Genomic DNA, 17,391 nt, shown 5'->3' on the forward strand with positions numbered 1-17,391 from the left:
GGTGCAACTCGTGTCGACAAGTTTCAGCTCCCGCCTGTCATCTGCCCTGATCGGGCTTTGTTTCATCGTCTTCGCGACCTTCGCGGAGGCGCGGACGACGACGGCTCTGATCAATGGCCTCACGCAGGCCCAACTGCTCTATCGCTCAACCACGGTCAGCCTGAGGAACGGACGCCCCGAGGAGGCCGCAGCTTCCCTCAAGGCACTCATCGCGATGTGGGACGAGACCGCCGCGTTGACGGCCGCCGAGCCGCCCCCGATCGCTGCGCGGGTCAACCTCTTCGCCGAGGTGATGAAGGGTGGACGCGCCCGTCTGCGCCGTGCGGCCGAGGTGCTGGCCCTGGGGCGACCGGACAGCGCGCTCGAGGAACTGGCACCGCTCAAGCGCGAATGGATCGGAATGCGCCGCAGCATCGGGCTTTACGGGCTGATCGAATGCCTCGAGGAATCGAGCGAGGCCATCGAGGCGCTAATGGTCCACCGGCGCCAGCCCGCCGATCTGTCCCGCGGCGAGACGCGCGGCGACATCATCGCCAAGGCAGCCGTCTATCGCTTCGCGCTGCGCCGCTGCGAGGCCTTCGCGGCGTTGGACCCGATCGGAAACGGCGAGTTCCGCCGGCAGGCCGAGGCGATCGCCGCGGCACTCGACGTGATCGATTCCGCACTGCGCCTGCGCGACCCGACCCTGCTCGAGCGCGTGCTCGGCGATCTCAGGACCTTCGATCTGCAACTCTCCCAGCGTTTTGGCGGATAGCTGGCGGCTGGACAGGGCCGCCGGCGGCATGCCACGACTTCAATCGATTTGAGCCGCAAAGAACGGCGACGACGGGAGGACGGCATGGCGAAGAGGCTGGCGGGCAAGGTTGCGGTGGTCACCGCGGCGGGACACGGGATCGGGCGGGCCATCGCGGCGGCTTTCGTCGCCGAGGGCGCTCAGGTGATCGCCACTGATCTCGACAAGGGCAAGCTCGAGGGAATCGCCAAGGCGAAGAAGCTGAGGCTCGACGTCACCTCCACCCGCGCCGTCGAGGCGCTGGCGGCCAAGACCGGGCCGATCGACATCCTCATCAATGCCGCGGGCTGGGTCCATCACGGCAACGTCCTCGACACGAGCGAGGCGGACTGGGACCGCTCCTTCGATCTCAACGTGAAATCCATGCATCGGACGATCCGGGCGTTCCTGCCGGGCATGCTGGAGAAGGGCTCCGGCTGCATCGTCAACATCGCCTCGGGGGCCTCGTCGGTCCGCGGCGTTCCCAACCGCTACGCCTATGGCGCGTCGAAGGCGGCGGTGATCGGTCTGACCAAATCCGTGGCGATCGACTATATCCGCCGCGGCATCCGCTCCAACGCCATCTGCCCAGGCACCATCCAGTCGCCCTCGCTCGACGAGCGGATCAAGGCGCTGGCGGTCTCGACCGGCCAGTCGGAGGCCGATGCGCGGAAGGCCTTCATCGACCGCCAGCCGATCGGGCGGCTCGGCACGGCCGAGGAGGTGGCGATGCTCGCGGTCTATCTCGCCTCGGACGAGGCAGCCTATACGACCGGCGCCATCCACATCGTCGACGGCGGCTTCTCGCTCTAGGGTCGGAGGCTCAGCGGTTCAAAAAGGGCGGATGGTGAGCGGGGAGGGGATCGAACCCTCGACCACATGATTAAAAGTCACGTGCTCTACCGCTGAGCTACCCGCCCATCCGGCGGGGGGTTTGGCGGATTGCCGCGGCGAAGTCAACGGCGGGTGGCATCGCGACGCGGACGGGAGGCATGCGCCCCCTGCCCGCCCCGGAACGGCGAAGCCCGCGCCTGTCGGCGCGAGCCTCGCATGGGCTGTTACCAGCCGCGACGATAGGCACGGCGGCGCCAGTAGCGGCCGCGCTGGCGACGGTTGCGCCAGTCACGGCGATAGGCGCCGCGGCTGCGACGGCGCAGCACACGGCCGCGCGGGGTCTGTTCGGACTGCATCTCGACCGGAGCGCCGGCAATCGGCGCGGCCTCGAAGGGGGCGGCATGGGCGACGCCCGACAGCCCGCCGGCGGTGGCGAGGGCGGCGAAACCCGCGATCGTTCCGAAGAACATTCGTCTGCTGGTCATGAGATTCTCCTTGGATGGTCGTGACGATTGCGAAAGCAGTCGTTTGCCGCTCTTGGCGGTAGAACCGGAACGCATGACGACGGTATTTGTTCAGTTGCCGGCACTGCTCATGTGCCAGGCGCCCTGCCCGCCCCCGCTGGTCACGGAGAGACCCGAGATACCCGCATGATCCTCCGCAGAATCGTTTTCTTCCTGGCGCTGGTGCTCGGCGTCGTCGCCTCCCAGGTGCCTGAATTCGCCCAGCAGTACCGCCAGAGGCTCGGCGGTGCGGTGGACGAACTCAACCGCATCATCCGCGAGTTCGACGCCGACGCGGCGCGCATGCAGATGGACCGCGACACCGGGCTCGGCCGGCTCCTCGCCAACCCCGACATCTTCGTCCGCCAGCGCGGCGAACAGATCCGGGACGATGCCGCCCGCGCGGCCCGCCTGGAACTGCAGCTGCAGTCCTATCAGGAGGCGGGGCCGTTCTGGCGCCTCGCCACCTTCGCCCGCAGCTACGAGCCGGAGATCGCCCGCCGCGCCGCACAGAACTTCGAGCCCGCCGTCCCGGTGACCACGGAGGGGCTCGTGACCACCGTCATCGGCTTCCTCGTCGGCTGGCTCGGCGGCCGCGCCGCGATCGCTCCGATCCAGCGACGGCGGCGGATCAGGACCGAGCGCGCCTGACCATCATTCCATCGCCATCCGTCGGACGCCGTCCCTGATGAAGACGCGGAAGGGCGTCGTTCCCGTGGCGCTGCCGTCCTCCGACCGCCAGCGGCCGTTGGTGCAGAGGATACCGCCCTGGTGCGGCTCGGCATCGAATTCCACCCTGTTCCGATAGACCGTGCCGTCCGGCGTGGTGGCGGTGAAGCCGGTGGTGCAGCGCCCGTCGGTGACGACAGGGTCGTAGCCGCCGATCATGATCCCGCCGCCGCCGGTGCTGGGAAAGGGGTCACGCAGCAATGGCCATGAGGCGTAGTCCTCCGCCGCCATGGCGTTCCCGATGGTCAGAGCCAGCGCCGTGGCGGTGATTGCGATCGTCTTGCGCATGATCCGTTCTCCCTGTCGCGCGAAGGCGCGCCCGGGTGGGGAACACCGGAAGACCCGTCGGCGGATGCACGCGGTGCGCTTGCGCTGATGCGGCGGACGCGGGACCATTACGCCCCCCTCTCGCAAGGTGAACCATGACGCATTCCTGCCCGAAGCACATGAAGCATCTCGTCGTGTCTCCGGACGACGAGGTGGCGCTCGAATCCATCGATCCGCGCCAGGTCGATTTTCTCGGTGACGAGGCGAAAGTGCGCGCCCGCCTCGCCGAGGATGTCGACGCCATCGACCGCCTGCAGGACCGCCTCTACGGCGAAGGCAAGCGCGCGCTGCTCGTGGTTCTGCAGGGCACCGACACGTCGGGCAAGGACGGAACCATCCGCGGCGTCTTCAACGCCACCGGCCCGCTCGGCGTGACCGTCACCGCCTTCAAGCGTCCGAGCGAGGAGGACCTGGCGCACGACTTCCTCTGGCGGGTGCATATGGCGACGCCGCGGCGGGGCACGATCGGCCTCTTCAACCGTTCGCACTACGAAGACGTGCTGGTGGGCCGGGTGCGCAACCTGGCGCCCAAGGACGTGATCGAAGCCCGCTATGACCAGATCAACGCTTTCGAGCGCATGCTGACGCAGAACGGCACCGTGATCCTGAAATTCATGCTCCACATCTCGAAGGAGGAGCAGGCCGAGCGGTTGCAGGAGCGGCTCGACGACCCGACCAAGAACTGGAAGTTCAACGCCGGCGACCTCGAAGACCGCAAGCTCTGGGGCGCCTACCAGAAGGCCTATGAGACCGCGCTCTCCCGCTGTTCAACGGCCCACGCGCCCTGGCATATCGTGCCGGCGGACCGCAAATGGGCGCGCAACGCGATCGTCGCCGCGATCGTCCGCGACACGCTGGAGACGATGGATCCGAGCTATCCGAAAATGCCGTGGAAACCCTCGGATTTCAAAATCGTGTGACGGGCGCGGTCAGCCCTGCCAGGGGGCAATGTCGCCGCGCGCCCAGCCGTCCCTCACCTCGGCCATGTAGTCGCCGTAGCGCCCCGCCGCGATGGCGGCGCGGGCGCCGGCCATCAGCTTCTGGTAATAGGCGAGGTTGATCCAGGTGATCAGCATCGAGCCGAGCATCTCCTCGGTACGGACGAGGTGGTGCAGATAGGCACGCGAATAGTCGCGGGCCGCCGGGCAGGACGAGGCCTCGTCCAGTGGCCGCGGATCCTCGGCGTGGCGGGCATTGCGGAAATTGACCTTGCCGAAACGCGTGAAGGCCTGGCCGTGGCGGCCGTTGCGCGTCGGCATGACGCAGTCGAACATGTCGATGCCACGGGCGACGGCGGCGAGGAGATCGTCGGGCGTGCCGACGCCCATCAGGTAGTGCGGCTTCTCGTCCGGCAGGTGCGGCATCACCGCCTCGATCATGGCGAGCATGACATCCTGCGGCTCGCCGACCGCGAGGCCGCCGATGGAATAGCCGGGAAAGTCCATGGCCGCGAGCGCCCTGGCACTTGCCACGCGCAAGTCCGGCTGGTCACCGCCCTGGACGATGCCGAACAGCGCCCTGCCCTCAGGCTGCATCTCGAAGGCGCGCTTCGAGCGCTCGGCCCAGCGCAGCGACAGCTGCATCGCCTTGTCGATGGCGGCGCGCTCGTTGGGAAGCGCCACGCATTCGTCGAGCTGCATCTGGATGTCGGCGCCGAGCAGGCCCTGGATCTCGACCGAGCGCTCCGGCGTCAGGTCGAAGCGCGACCCGTCGACATGGCTGGAGAAGGTCACGCCCTGTTCGGTGAGCTTGCGCAGTTTGGCCAGCGACATGACCTGGAAACCGCCGGAATCGGTGAGGATGGGTCCGGTCCAGCCGCCAAAGCGGTGCAGGCCGCCGAGCTTCGCGATCCGCTCGGCCCCAGGGCGGAGCATGAGATGATAGGTGTTGCCGAGGATCACGTCGGCGCCGAGCGCCCTGACCTGATCCATATACATGCCCTTGACCGTCGCCTGGGTACCGACCGGCATGAAGGCGGGCGTGCGGATCGCCCCGCGCGGCGTCGACACGGTCCCGGTGCGGGCGGCGCCGTCGCGGGCCGCGATGGCGAAGGAAAAACCGGTCATCGCGCATCCTCGCGGAAGAGAAGCGAGCCATCGCCATAGGAATAGAACCGGTAGCCCGAGGCGATGGCGCGCGCATAGGCCGCCTTCATCGTGTCGAGCCCGGCGAAGGCCGAGACCAGCATGAAAAGGGTCGAGCGCGGCAGGTGGAAATTGGTCATCAGCACGTCGACGGCGCGGAAGCGGTACCCGGGCGTGATGAAGATGGAGGTCTCGGCGGCGAAGGGATGGATCATGCCATCCTCTGCAGCGGCGCTTTCAAGGAGCCGCAGCGACGTGGTGCCGACGGCGACGATGCGGCCACCGGCGGCGCGCACGGCGTTGAGGGCAGCGGCGGTCTCCGCCGTCACGTGCCCGTATTCCGGGTGCATGCGGTGGCCGGCCGTGTCCTCGCTCTTGACGGGCAGGAAGGTGCCGGCGCCGACATGCAGGGTGAGGAAGTGCAGGCTGACCCCGCGTGCCTTGAGCCGCTCGAGGAGTTCCGAGGTGAAGTGGAGGCCCGCCGTGGGCGCGGCGACCGAGCCCTCGTCCCTGGCATAGACGGTCTGGTAGTCGGCCCGGTCCTGTGCATCCTCCGGCCGCTTCGAGGCGATGTAGGGTGGCAGCGGGATATGGCCGACGCGGGCGATGGCCTCGTCGAGATGGACGCCGGCGAGTTCGAAGGCGAAGACCACGCCATCGTCATCCTTGGACAGGACCTTGGCGTCGACGGTCGAGAGGAGGCAGGCCTCCGGCGTCTCGCCGAAGCGGACGACGTCGCCGGGATGCAGCTTCTTCGCGCCCTTGACGAAGGCGAGCCAGCGATCGGGCGCCAGGCGACGATGAAGGGTGGCGGAAATCGAGGCGACCTGCCCTGCCCGCTCGCGGATGCCCTCCAACTGGGCGGGGATGACGCGGGTATCGTTGAAGACGAGCGCATCGCCCGGGCGCAGGATGTCCGGCAGGTCGCGGACGATCCGGTCGGCGACCGCCCCACCCGGTCCGACGACCATCAGCCGCGCGGCATCGCGCGGGCTTGCTGGCCGGAGCGCGATCCGCTCGGCCGGAAGGTCGAAGTCGAAGAGGTCGACGCGCATCGGGGCCGGAGGCTCCTGCCAAAAGAAAACGGCGCCCGGATCGCTCCGGGCGCCGCGTCCCTACCATGGGAAATCAGAGCTTGGCGATGATCTCGCCATAGGTGGCGGCATCGTCTGCCGCGATCTTGGCGACGACGATCTTGTCGGGATCGCGCACGGGCTCGCCGCGCTTGATGCCGTCGACATTGTCCATGCCGTCCACGACCTTGCCCCAGACGGTATACTGCTTGTCGAGGAAGCGGGCGTCGTCGAAGCAGATGAAGAACTGCGAATTGGCCGAATTCGGGTTCTGTGCCCGGGCCATCGAGGTGGTGCCGCGGACATGGGCCTCGGCGTTGAACTCGGCCTTCAGGTCCGGATATTTCGAACCGCCCGTGCCGGTACCCTGCGGGCAGCCGGTCTGGGCCATGAAGCCGTCGATGACGCGGTGGAAGACGATGCCGTCATAGAAGCCTTCGCGGACGAGCTTCTTGATGTGGTCGACATGGCCGGGCGCCAGATCCGGGCGCATGGCGATGACGACGCGACCCTTGGTCGTCTCCAGGATCATGGTGTTTTCTGCGTCCAGGGCCATCCAGGCCTCCTGTGTTGGTATGCGGGAAGAAATTCAGCGGATGTCGGCGGCGACGCGGACGCGGACCATGCGGTCCGGCTGCGTCACGGTGCCGTTGGCGGAGGGGTTGCCGCGCTTGATCTTGTCGACCGCCTCCATGCCGGAGACGACGTTGCCGAAGACCGTGTACTGGTTGTTGAGGAACGAGCCCTCGGCGAACATGATGAAGAACTGCGAGTTGGCCGAGTTCGGGCTCTGCGACCGGGCCATGCCGAGCGTGCCGCGCACGAAGGGTTCGCGCGAGAACTCGGCCTGGACATTGGGCAGCGGCGAGCCGCCCATGCCGGTGCCCTGGGGGTCGCCAGTCTGGGCCATGAAGCCCTCGATGACGCGGTGGAAGACGATGCCGTCATAGAAGCCCTGGCGGGCGAGTGTCTTGATCCGCTCGACGTGGCGCGGCGCGAGGTCGGGCCGCAGGCGGATGATGACCGGCCCGTCCTTCAGCTCGATAACAAGCGTGTTTTCCGGGTCGGCGCCGGCAGGCAGGCGGATGGCCTGGGCAGCGGCGGGAGTGGCGGCGGCAAGGGCCAGCGAACTGGCGAGGAAGGTGCGGCGCTTCAAGGGACGTCTCTCCGGTTGGAACGGGACCGCGCGCGGTCAGGCGCGGCGCTTGATCTTGGCGCCGAGCGCCTCGGCCACGGCAGGGGGAACGAAGGAGGTCACGTCGCCTCCCATGGATGCGATCTGGCGGACGAGCGTGGCGGTGATGGGGCGGACCGTGGGCGAGGCCGGTAGAAAGATCGTCTGCACGCCCGGTTCCATGGCCGCGTTCATGCCGGCCATCTGCATCTCGTAGTCGAGGTCCGTGCCGTCGCGCAGGCCGCGGATGAACAGGCTCGCGCCGACACGACGGGCTGCCCAGACCGCGAGATCGTCGAAGGTGATGGTGCGGAAGCCGCAATCCTCGGCGGCGGCGATCGGCGCACAAACCGTCTCGAGAAGGGCCAGACGCTCGTCAGACGAGAACATCGGCGCCTTGCCGGGATGGACTCCGACCCCGACCACCAGTTCGTTGGCGAGGCGGCAGGCATGGCGGATGACGTCGAGATGGCCGTTGGTGACCGGATCGAACGAACCCGTGTAAAGCGCGATGCGTTTCGTCATGGGGCTCCGCCGCGACAGGACCGGCGAGGCTTAGCGAAGGCCGGGGTCCGGCGCAAGCGAACCCGAGGCGGACACGTGGTCCATCATGGGGCGCATGCGGCGGATCGGTTGCCTCGCAAGGCCTGAGGCTGGAAGAATGGCGGCACCTGCACCGCCGCTTCGTCGAGGACACGCCATGACCGCACCGACCGAAACCCGCATCACCGAATGGCTCGCGGCGCACAAGGACGCCATGGTCGACCTGCTGCGCGAGGTCGTCGACATCGATTCAGGCTCCTACGACAAGACCGGTGTGGACGCCGTCGGCGCCCGGTTCGAGCGCTTCTTCGAGGAACACGGCATCACGGCCTGGCGGGAGCATCATGACGTCTATGGTGACGCGATCCATGCGCTGGTCGCAGAACCCGGATCAAACGAGAAGCCGATTCTGTTGATGGGCCATCGTGATACAGTCTTTCCTAAAGGTGAGGTCTCAAGACGGTCCTTCAGCATCGTGGGGGGCCGGGCCCACGGACCTGGCGTCGCCGACATGAAGGCCGGGCTGGTGATGAACGTCTTCGTCGCTGCCGCCTTCAAGGCGATGGGCGGCATGCCGTGCCCGATCCGGGTGCTCATCACCTCGGATGAGGAGATCGCCTCGCCGTCGTCGCGGCCGATCATCGAACGGGAGGGCCGTGCATCGCGAGCGGTCTACAATTCCGAGCCGGGACGACCCTCCGGCAACGTCACCACCGGCCGCAAGGGCGGCGTCTTCATGCGCTTCGACGTCTATGGAAAAGCCGCCCACTCCGGCGGGAATTTCACGAGCGGTATCAGTGCTATCGGAGAGTTGGCTCACAAGGTGGTTCAGATTCACGCGTTGACCGATCTCGACAAGGGCATCACCCTGAATGTCGGCCTGGTCTCCGGCGGCCAGTCGGTCAACACCACCGCTCCCCACGCCGAGGGGCAGATCGATCTGCGCTATATCGATCCGGCCGACAGGGCACGAACCCTCGATGCCATCCGCGGCATCATCGACACGCCGACGGTGGCCGGCACCACCGCCAAGCTGGAGATCAAGGGCGAGTTCCTCCCCGTCGTCCAGACGCCGGAGGCGAAGGCGATCTTCACCGCTTACCAGGCGGCGGCGCGCGATGTGGGGCTTGCAACGCTCGACGGGGAGTTCTCCGGCGGCTGCGCCGATTCCGGCTTCACCGCGAGTGTCGGCACACCGACCATCTGCGGCGTCGGCCCGGTCGGCGGCAACGCCCATACGGTGGAGGAATATCTGGAGATCTACAGCATCGTGCCGCGGGCCCAGGCGATGGCGCTGGCCATCCTGCGGACGCAGGTGGAGTAGGCCCCCGGTCACCGCTGCCAATGCTTTCGGCAGCAGCTCCTTGCAGGGGCATCCAGAACCGCGGATGCCCGGGACCAGCCCGGGCATAACGCACGACTTGCCGCGTCCTTCGCCCTAGGTGGCAGCCGGCTCGCCGCCCTCGCCCTCGGCCTCGGGAAGGTCGCCCTCCTCCTCGCCCTCGTCGGAGATGTGCTCGACCGAGACGACCTTTTCGGTCTCGTCGGTGTCGAAGACGATGACGCCCTGGGTGCCGCGGCCGGCGACACGGATACCGGCGACCGGGCAGCGGATGAGCTGGCCGCCATCGGTCACCAGCATGATCTGGTCGCGGTCCTCGACGGGGAAGGAGGCCACCAGGGGGCCGTTGCGGTCGTTCACCGCCATGGCGACGATGCCTTTGCCGCCGCGGCCGGTGATACGGTACTCGAACGACGAGGTCCGCTTGCCGTAGCCGTTTTCCGAGATGGTCAGCACGACCTGCTCGGCCGCCGACATGGCCGCATAGCGTTCGGCGGCCAATTCGCCCGATCCGTTCGTCTCCTCGTCCTCGCCGGTCTCCTCGCCCGCACTGGCCTCGCCCGCGATGGCGCGGCGCATCTTGAGGTAGGCCGAGCGCTCTTCGGACACCGCATCGAAGTGCCGAAGGATGGCCATCGAGATGATACGGTCGTCCTCGGCCAGCGTGATGCCGCGCACGCCCATGGAATCGCGGCCCTTGAAGACGCGCACTTCCGGCACTGCGAAGCGGATGCACTGACCGCGAGCCGTGGTCAGCAGCACGTCGTCGGATTCCGTGCAGACGCCGACGCCGACGATGCCCTCGCCCTCGTCGAGTTTCATGGCGATCTTGCCGCCACGGTTCACCTGGACGAAGTCGGAGAGCTTGTTGCGCCGGACGGTGCCGCGGGTCGTCGCGAACATGGCGTCGAGATCGCCCCAGGTGGTCTCGTCCTCCGGCAGCGGCAGGATGGTGGTGATGCGCTCGTCCTGCTCGAGCGGCAGGATGTTGACGAAGGCCTTGCCGCGGGCCTGGGGTGCCGCCAGCGGCAGGCGCCAGACCTTCATCTTGTAGACCTGCCCCTTGGAGGAGAAGAACAGGATCGGCGTGTGGGTGTTGGCGACGAAGAGCCGGGTGACGAAATCCTCGTCCTTCGTCTGCATGCCGGAGCGGCCCTTGCCGCCGCGGCGCTGGGCCCGGTAGGTCGAGAGCGGAACGCGCTTGACGTAGCCGGCATGGGACACGGTGACGACCATGTCCTCGCGGGCGATGAGATCCTCGTCCTCGAACTCGCCGATGCCGTCGACGATCTCGGTCTTGCGCGGGGTGGCGAACTCGTCGCGCACAGCCTTCAGCTCGTCGGTGATGATCGCCATGATGCGCAGACGCGAGCGCAGGATGTCGAGATAGTCGAGGATTTCATCGGAGAGCGTCTTCAGCTCGTCGCCGATCTCGTCCCGGCCAAGGGCCGTGAGGCGGCGCAGCGGCAGGTCGAGAATGGCACGCGCCTGGGTCTCGGACAGGCGGTAGGTGCCGTCCTCGTTGAGCGGATGGCGCGGATCGTCGACCAGGCGGATCAACGGGGCGATGTCGCGCGCATCCCAGTCACGGCCCATCAGGGCTTCACGGGCCGAGGCGGGGTCGGCGGAGGTGCGGATGATGCGGATCATCTCGTCGATGTTCGCCACCGCGATAGCGAGGCCGCACAGGACATGGGCGCGGTCGCGCGCCTTGCCGAGCAGGAACTTGGTGCGCCGCGAGACGACCTCCTCGCGGAAGGCGAGGAAGGTGACGATCAGGTCCTTGAGGTTCATGACCTCGGGACGGCCGCCGTTCAGGGCGACGAAATTGCAGCCGAAGCTCTGCTGCAGGGCGGTGAAGCGGAAGAGCTGGTTGAGGACGACGTCGGCGACGGCGTCGCGCTTCAGCTCGATGACTACACGCATACCCTCGCGGTCGCTCTCGTCGCGGAACTCGGCGATGCCTTCGACGCGCTTCTCGCGGACCAGCTCGGCGAGACGCTCGAGCATCAGCGCCTTGTTCACCTGATAGGGAATCTCGGTGACGATGATCGCCTCGCGCTCGCGGCGCACCGTCTCCATGGAGGTGCGCGCGCGCATGACGACCGAGCCGCGGCCGGTCAGATAGGCCTGCCGGATGCCGGTGCGGCCGAGGATGATGCCGGCAGTCGGAAAGTCCGGACCCGGCACATAGTCCATCAGTTCCTCGACCTCGATCTCCGGCCGCTCGATCGTCGCGATGCAGGCGTCGATCACCTCGCCGAGATTGTGCGGCGGGATGTTGGTCGCCATGCCGACGGCGATGCCGCCGCCGCCGTTGACCAGAAGGTTCGGGAACTTGGCGGGGAGCACTTTCGGCTCCCGCTCGGAATTGTCGTAGTTGTCCTGGAAGTCGACGGTCTGCTTGTCGAGGTCGGAGACGAGCTGGTCGGCGATCTTCTCGAGCCGCACCTCGGTGTAGCGCATGGCCGCCGGCGGATCGCCGTCGACCGAACCGAAATTGCCCTGCCCGTCGATGAGTTCGACCCGCATGGAGAAGTCCTGCGCCATGCGGACGAGGGCGTCATAGACCGACTGGTCGCCGTGCGGATGGTATTTACCGATGACGTCGCCGACGATGCGGGCCGACTTGCGGTAGGGCTTGTTCCACTCGTAGCCGTTCTCGTGCATCGAATAGAGGATGCGCCGGTGCACGGGCTTCAGGCCGTCGCGCGCGTCCGGAAGGGCGCGGCTGACGATGACGCTCATCGCATAATCGAGATAGGACCGCCGCATCTCGTCGGTGATCGAGATCGGGCGAATTTCGGTCGGGTCGGTGGGCGTCGCGCCCGCCGGCGTCTTGTCGTCGTCGTCAGCCAAGAGAACTCTTCCGGTGGGGCGGGCGCGGGGCGCCCGCTGGATGGGCTGTTCTAGCCGATTCCGGCGCTGATCTCCAACCCCAAAGGCGGAATTCCCGCGCGGGATTATCTCGCAGATTCAACGTCTTGCCGGCATCGGCATCAGGACTGTGGACGGCGCGGGTCGCAAACGCCCACAATCGTCGGCGCCGGACACCGAAACGGGGCGCCCATGACCGTCGAATTCATCACCAGCGCACTCGTCACGATGTTCGTGATCGTCGAGCCGATCGCCCTCGTTCCGATCTTTCTGGCCGTCACCCCGGGCTTCTCGGCATCCCAGCGTCGCCAGGTCGCCTGGCGTGCCTGCCTGATCGCCTTCCTGATCCTGGCGGCCTGCGCCTTCTTCGGCGACTGGCTCCTGCGCATGCTGGGGATCTCGCTGCCCGCCTTCCGCATCGCCGGCGGCCTGCTGGTATTCTGGATCGCCTTCGAGATGGTGTTCGGGCTGAGGGCGGGCCGCAAGACCGAGACGGCGCGCGAGGCCATCGACAAGGAACACATCGTCAATGTCGCCGCCTTTCCGATGGCCATCCCGCTGCTGGCAGGACCCGGTGCGATCACCGCGACGCTGCTGCTCGCCGGTCAGGCGGCCGGCAGTACGGTGATGATGGCGGCGCTGATCGGCGTGCTCGCCGTGGTCATCCTCGTCTCGTGGGCCTGCCTCAACATGGCGGAGACCGTCAACGCCCTGCTGGGCACGCTCGGCAACGCCGTGGTGTCGCGCCTCCTCGGCATCATCCTCGCCGCGCTGGCGGTGCAGTTCGTCATGGACGGCGTGAGGGCGGCGCTGCGCGCGTAAGCCGGGTGCTCAGCCGCCGAAGACGGCCTGGCCCATGATGCGGCCCGGCAGCAGGGTGAAGAGCCCTGCCACGGCCCAGCCGGCGGCGATGCCGATCATGTGGGACCTGTGCGCGATGATACGGTTCTGCCGCCGCGCCCGGATGCCGAGATAGAGGTTCGCGAGAGTGAACAGCGACAGCGCATGGATGGGGCTGAACGGCCCCACGAGCCTCAGGCCGTGAATCCAGAACGACGAGACCGCCGTCACCGTCATGAGCACGACCCAGGCCCAACCGATCCAGCGGTGCCAGTCACCGCGCTTCGGGCGCCAGAACTGGATGGCGGTCAGCGGGATCAGGGCCAAAGCCGTCACCACATGCAACTGGACGACGAAGGACGCTGCGAGGATCGGGGCGAGGGTCATGGTCGGGTCCAGGTGCGATATCAATGTGTTTTACATTGATAATCCGGCATGTCAATGTGCTTTACATTTCCCTCGTAAAAGTCTCGTCAGGCGCCCGCTGCAGTGCTCCCGGAAGGTCAGACCGCAGCAGCCCGCAGCGCCTGCCATTCCGGCCGCAGGGTCGACATCAGCGCGAGGCTCGCCCTTCGGCCGTCGGCCCGGACGATGCTTTCACGCTGCACCCCCTCCTCGATGAAGCCGACGGCGCGATAGAGGGCGCGGGCGACGGCATTGTCGGTGAAGACGTCGAACCAGAAGCGATGGCAGGCCGTTTCCGCGAAGGCCCAGTCGGCGAGCGCGACAAGGAAGGCACGGCCGGTGCCCTGGCCGGGTGTCGCGATCGAAATGCGCTGGAGCGCGATATTGCCGTGGCGATCGGTCAGGCCGCGCAGGATGGCGTAGCCGAGAGGCCGGCCCTGATCATCGAGCACCAGCCAATAGGCGTAGTCCGGATCGCCCAGACAGGCCTCGTGACGCCCCCGCGGCCATTGGCTGATGCGCAGCTCATTGTGGGGCAGGCGTTCGGTGGCGATGACGAAATCGAGATCGCCGGCCTCGGCCCGCCGCAGGCGGACCGAACCCGTTTCAGCCTGGGCGCTGCGCCGTTGCCCGGTCACGTTGTCCCTGCACGTCAGAACGGAATCTCGTCATCGTCCATCGGACGACCGCCCGCAGGCGCAGCGGACCGCCGCGGCGCTTCCGCTCGCCCCCCGCTGGAACGGCCCTCGACGGCGCCACCGCTGAAGCCGCCGGACGCACCGAAGCCCTCGTCGCCGTAATCGGCACCACCGCCGCCGCCACCGCCGCCGCGGCTGTCGAGGAGCACCATCTCACCGCGGAAGCGCTGCAGCACCACCTCGGTCGAATATTTCTCGACGCCTGCCTGGTCCGTCCACTTGCGCGTCTGGAGCTGGCCCTCGACGTAAACCTTGGAGCCCTTCTTCAGGTACTGCTCGGCCACTTTCGTCAGATTGTCGTTGAAGATCACGACCTGGTGCCACTCGGTGCGCTCCTTGCGCTCGCCGCTGGCCTTGTCCCGCCACGTCTCGGTGGTGGCGAGGCGCAGGTTGCATACCTGCTCGCCGTTGTTCAGCCGGCGGACCTCTGGGTCGCGGCCCAGATTGCCGATCAGGATGACCTTGTTGACGCTACCTGCCATCGTCGTTCTCCCCTTCCCCGCAGCCATGGCCCGGGGCGCCTTGCGCTCACATCCAGCCTGACGCTTCCCATGTTCCAGACGCCGCGTCACGGTGCCGGCCGGCAATTCGGGGACTATTCCCCAGCTTCGCTTCGTCGGCCCCGTTGTTCCTTATTTGTTCTTGCGCCACCAGGCAAGACCACATAGGTTCGCATCAGGATTCATCCCGAGCGCCGGACGGACCGCAAACCGGACGGCGATCAAAAAATAGGATCATAGTCCTTGACAGCGCAACGCTGGTGCGGTAGTTTCCCATCATGTTCGACGATTGCGCCTTGCTGCGACTGGGGGCATGGCTTCCTTCGAGGCGATCAGCGCAGCAGACCGACAGGCGCACGGCTGACATACTTTCGGACGGCAGGTCTGGTTTTCCTTCGGATGCGTTCTAACTTCGGGTGCGTGGCGCGCGGGCGCCGCCTGCTGACATATTCCTGCCGTGACGCTGCCTAGCTAGTCGCGCTGTCCAGAGCCGCGTTGCGGCCTGGTGGTGCTGTCCGAGAGCCCTCTGCGATGACCGATCTGTTCGACAAATTCAGTGGCGACGTGCGGCGTCCCGATTCCCGGTTCATCTCGGTGCGCGGTGCCCGCGAGCACAATCTCAAGAACGTCGACCTGACGATCCCGCGCGATTCCCTCGTCGTGTTCACCGGCCTGTCCGGGTCGGGCAAGTCCTCGCTCGCCTTCGACACGATCTATGCCGAGGGCCAGCGGCGCTATGTCGAGAGCCTGTCGGCCTATGCCCGCCAGTTCCTCGAGATGATGCAGAAGCCGGACGTCGACCAGATCGATGGGCTGTCGCCCGCCATCTCCATCGAGCAGAAGACGACGTCGAAGAACCCGCGCTCCACCGTCGGCACGGTCACGGAGATCTACGACTACATGCGCCTGCTCTGGGCCAGGGTCGGCGTGCCCTATTCGCCGGCGACCGGCCTGCCGATCGAGAGCCAGACCGTCAGCCAGATGGTGGACAAGACCCTCGCCCTGCCCGAAGGCGCACGGCTCTACCTGCTCGCGCCGGCAGTGCGCGGCCGCAAGGGCGAGTACCGCAAGGAACTGGCCGAGTGGCAGAAGAAGGGGTTCCAGCGCGTCAAGATCGACGGCGCCTTCTACGAGATCGCCGATGCGCCGGTGCTCGACAAGAAGCTCAAGCACGACATCGATGTCGTCGTGGACCGCATCGTCGTGCGGGCGGACATGGCGACGCGGCTCGCCGACAGCTTCGAGACCGCGCTGAAACTCGCCGACGGCATCGCGGTCATCGAGTTCGCCGACCAGAAGACCGAAGGTGGCGAGGCGATGCGCGTGCTCTTCTCGGAGAAGTTCGCCTGTCCGGTTTCCGGCTTCACCATTTCCGAGATCGAGCCGCGGCTGTTCTCCTTCAACAACCCCTTCGGCGCCTGCCCGGCTTGCGACGGCCTCGGCGTCGAACAGACGATCGACCCCGATCTCGTCATTCCCGACAAGGAACTGTCGCTGCGCAAGGGCGCCATCGGCCCCTGGGCGCGCTCGACCTCCCCCTTCTACACGCAGACGCTCGACGCCCTGTCGAAGCATTACGGGTTCTCGCTCACCGCTCCCTGGTCGAAACTGCCCGAGAAGGCGCGCCATGCCATCCTGTTCGGAACGGGCGAGGAAACCGTCAGCTTCAAGTATGACGACGGCCTGCGCTCCTACGAGACGATCAAGACCTTCGAGGGCGTCGTCCGCAACCTCGAGCGGCGGCTCAAGGAGACCGAGAGCGACTGGGCGCGTGAGGAAATCTCCCGCTATGTGTCGGACGTGCCCTGCAAGGCCTGCTCGGGCTTCCGCCTGAAGCCGGAGGCGCTGGCGGTCAGGGTCGGCGGCGTCCATATCGGCGTGGTGTCGCAGATGTCGGTGCGGGCTGCCGGCGCCTGGTTCGCCGCCCTGCCCGACAATCTCAACGCCAAGCAGAACGAGATCGCGGCGCGCATCCTCAAGGAAATCCGCGAGCGGCTGCACTTTCTCATCGATGTCGGCCTCGACTATCTCACGCTCGGCCGCAATTCCGGGACGTTGTCTGGAGGCGAGAGCCAGCGTATCCGGCTCGCCAGCCAAATCGGCTCGGCGCTGACCGGCGTCCTCTACGTGCTGGACGAGCCCACCATAGGCCTGCACCAGCGGGACAATGCCCGGCTCATAAACACTTTGAAGTCCCTGCGCGATATCGGCAATACCCTGCTGGTGGTGGAACACGACGAGGCCGTGATAAGGGCGGCCGACCATATCATAGACCTCGGGCCCGGCGCCGGCCTGGCCGGCGGGTATATAGTGGCGCAGGGTTCGCTCGCTGACATAATCAGGAACAAGAAGTCCGTGACCGGGCCCTTCCTGACAGGCGAGCGTTCCACCGCAGTGAAGCGGGAGCGGCGCGCACACTCCGGAAAATTCCTGGAGTTCACTGGTGCCAGCCAGTTCAACCTGAAGGGTATCGACGTAAAGATCCCGCTGGGCCTGTTCGTCAGCATCTGCGGGGTTTCCGGCTCGGGGAAGTCCACCCTGCTTTACGAGATAGTCTACAAGGCGCTGGCCAGGGAGCTCTACAAATCCAAGGAAGTCCCCGGCGCTTTCCGCTCCATGAAGGGGGCCGGGCAGATAGACAAGGTCATCATAGTCGACCAGTCCCCCATAGGCCGCACGCCGCGCTCCAA

The 17,391-nt window shown here is 66.8% G+C and carries 18 protein-coding genes and 1 tRNA gene; 7 read left to right on the forward strand and 12 right to left on the reverse strand.

Going from position 1 to position 17,391, the window contains the following annotated elements; genetic code table 11:
• The first annotated feature begins 10 nt into the window (after positions 1-10).
• Both Q8O26_RS18870 and Q8O26_RS18875 read left to right on the forward strand, forming a co-directional pair.
• Positions 11-754 carry a hypothetical protein gene (locus Q8O26_RS18870; protein ID WP_305578428.1) on the forward strand — a complete coding sequence of 248 codons (744 nt, stop codon included), beginning with the start codon at positions 11-13 and terminating at the stop codon, positions 752-754.
• Positions 755-838: 84 nt separating this feature from the next.
• Positions 839-1,585 (forward strand): SDR family oxidoreductase, encoded by a 747-nt coding sequence (locus Q8O26_RS18875; protein ID WP_305578430.1) that lies wholly within the window; start codon positions 839-841, stop codon positions 1,583-1,585.
• A gap of 32 nt (positions 1,586-1,617) precedes the next feature.
• Here the strand turns inward: Q8O26_RS18875 and Q8O26_RS18880 are convergent.
• Positions 1,618-1,692: transfer RNA gene (locus Q8O26_RS18880), tRNA-Lys, on the reverse strand.
• A 138-nt stretch (positions 1,693-1,830) separates the two neighbouring features.
• The gene (locus Q8O26_RS18885) at positions 1,831-2,091 is read right to left on the reverse strand and encodes a hypothetical protein (protein WP_305578432.1); all 261 of its coding nucleotides are present in this window, start codon (positions 2,089-2,091) and stop codon (positions 1,831-1,833) included.
• Between the two features lie 165 nt (positions 2,092-2,256).
• Here Q8O26_RS18885 and Q8O26_RS18890 point away from each other — a divergent pair, with 165 nt between their 5' ends.
• Entirely contained in the window at positions 2,257-2,760 is a 504-nt protein-coding gene (locus Q8O26_RS18890; RefSeq protein WP_305578434.1) for a DUF2937 family protein, read from the forward strand.
• Between the two features lie 3 nt (positions 2,761-2,763).
• On the opposite strand, the gene Q8O26_RS18895 is transcribed toward Q8O26_RS18890, so the two are convergent.
• On the reverse strand, positions 2,764-3,126 hold the full coding sequence (locus Q8O26_RS18895; RefSeq protein ID WP_305578436.1) for a hypothetical protein: 363 nt from the start codon (positions 3,124-3,126) through the stop codon (positions 2,764-2,766).
• A gap of 134 nt (positions 3,127-3,260) precedes the next feature.
• Between Q8O26_RS18895 and Q8O26_RS18900 the strand changes: the two genes are divergently transcribed.
• Positions 3,261-4,085, forward strand: a complete 825-nt coding sequence (locus tag Q8O26_RS18900; RefSeq protein WP_305578438.1) for a polyphosphate kinase 2 family protein — start codon at positions 3,261-3,263, stop codon at positions 4,083-4,085.
• A gap of 9 nt (positions 4,086-4,094) precedes the next feature.
• Here the strand turns inward: Q8O26_RS18900 and tgt are convergent, their stop codons facing one another.
• The 5 genes from tgt to coaD form a co-directional block, all read right to left on the reverse strand.
• Positions 4,095-5,231, reverse strand: coding sequence for a tRNA guanosine(34) transglycosylase Tgt (tgt, locus tag Q8O26_RS18905; RefSeq protein WP_305578440.1), 1,137 nt, complete (start codon positions 5,229-5,231; stop codon positions 4,095-4,097).
• Entirely contained in the window at positions 5,228-6,304 is a 1,077-nt protein-coding gene (gene queA, locus Q8O26_RS18910) for a tRNA preQ1(34) S-adenosylmethionine ribosyltransferase-isomerase QueA (RefSeq protein ID WP_305578442.1), read from the reverse strand. The genes tgt and queA overlap by 4 nt, the downstream gene beginning before the upstream one ends.
• Positions 6,305-6,377: 73 nt before the next feature.
• A complete protein-coding gene (locus Q8O26_RS18915) occupies positions 6,378-6,878 on the reverse strand; it encodes a peptidylprolyl isomerase (protein WP_305578444.1) in 501 nt (166 codons plus the stop codon).
• 33 nt (positions 6,879-6,911) lie between these two features.
• Positions 6,912-7,478, reverse strand: coding sequence for a peptidylprolyl isomerase (locus tag Q8O26_RS18920; protein ID WP_305578448.1), 567 nt, complete (start codon positions 7,476-7,478; stop codon positions 6,912-6,914).
• A gap of 36 nt (positions 7,479-7,514) precedes the next feature.
• Positions 7,515-8,021: a pantetheine-phosphate adenylyltransferase gene (coaD, locus tag Q8O26_RS18925; protein ID WP_305578450.1), complete on the reverse strand. Its 507-nt coding sequence runs from the start codon at positions 8,019-8,021 to the stop codon at positions 7,515-7,517.
• A 175-nt stretch (positions 8,022-8,196) separates the two neighbouring features.
• On the opposite strand from coaD, the gene Q8O26_RS18930 reads away from it, so the two are divergent.
• Complete coding sequence (locus Q8O26_RS18930; RefSeq protein WP_305578452.1) at positions 8,197-9,363, forward strand: M20 family metallopeptidase; 1,167 nt, start codon at positions 8,197-8,199, stop codon at positions 9,361-9,363.
• A gap of 114 nt (positions 9,364-9,477) precedes the next feature.
• Here Q8O26_RS18930 and gyrA read toward each other — a convergent pair whose 3' ends face one another.
• A complete protein-coding gene (gene gyrA, locus Q8O26_RS18935) occupies positions 9,478-12,156 on the reverse strand; it encodes a DNA gyrase subunit A (protein ID WP_371134608.1) in 2,679 nt (892 codons plus the stop codon).
• A gap of 294 nt (positions 12,157-12,450) precedes the next feature.
• On the opposite strand from gyrA, the gene Q8O26_RS18940 reads away from it, so the two are divergent.
• Positions 12,451-13,080, forward strand: a complete 630-nt coding sequence (locus tag Q8O26_RS18940) for a MarC family protein (RefSeq protein WP_305578456.1) — start codon at positions 12,451-12,453, stop codon at positions 13,078-13,080.
• Positions 13,081-13,089: 9 nt separating this feature from the next.
• Here the strand turns inward: Q8O26_RS18940 and Q8O26_RS18945 are convergent, their stop codons facing one another.
• The 3 genes from Q8O26_RS18945 to ssb all read right to left on the reverse strand — a co-directional run bounded on the left by Q8O26_RS18945 (position 13,090) and on the right by ssb (position 14,683).
• Positions 13,090-13,485 carry a DUF2306 domain-containing protein gene (locus Q8O26_RS18945; RefSeq protein WP_305578458.1) on the reverse strand — a complete coding sequence of 132 codons (396 nt, stop codon included), beginning with the start codon at positions 13,483-13,485 and terminating at the stop codon, positions 13,090-13,092.
• 116 nt (positions 13,486-13,601) lie between these two features.
• Positions 13,602-14,141 carry a GNAT family N-acetyltransferase gene (locus Q8O26_RS18950; protein WP_305578460.1) on the reverse strand — a complete coding sequence of 180 codons (540 nt, stop codon included), beginning with the start codon at positions 14,139-14,141 and terminating at the stop codon, positions 13,602-13,604.
• 14 nt (positions 14,142-14,155) lie between these two features.
• Complete coding sequence (ssb, locus tag Q8O26_RS18955) at positions 14,156-14,683, reverse strand: single-stranded DNA-binding protein (RefSeq protein ID WP_305578462.1); 528 nt, start codon at positions 14,681-14,683, stop codon at positions 14,156-14,158.
• A 549-nt stretch (positions 14,684-15,232) separates the two neighbouring features.
• Between ssb and uvrA the strand changes: the two genes are divergently transcribed.
• Positions 15,233-17,391: excinuclease ABC subunit UvrA (gene uvrA, locus Q8O26_RS18960; protein ID WP_305578464.1), on the forward strand; the 2,159-nt coding region annotated here is incomplete at its 3' end.

It is taken from the genome of Phreatobacter sp. (assembly GCF_030691135.1).
GTDB lineage: Bacteria > Pseudomonadota > Alphaproteobacteria > Rhizobiales > Phreatobacteraceae > Phreatobacter.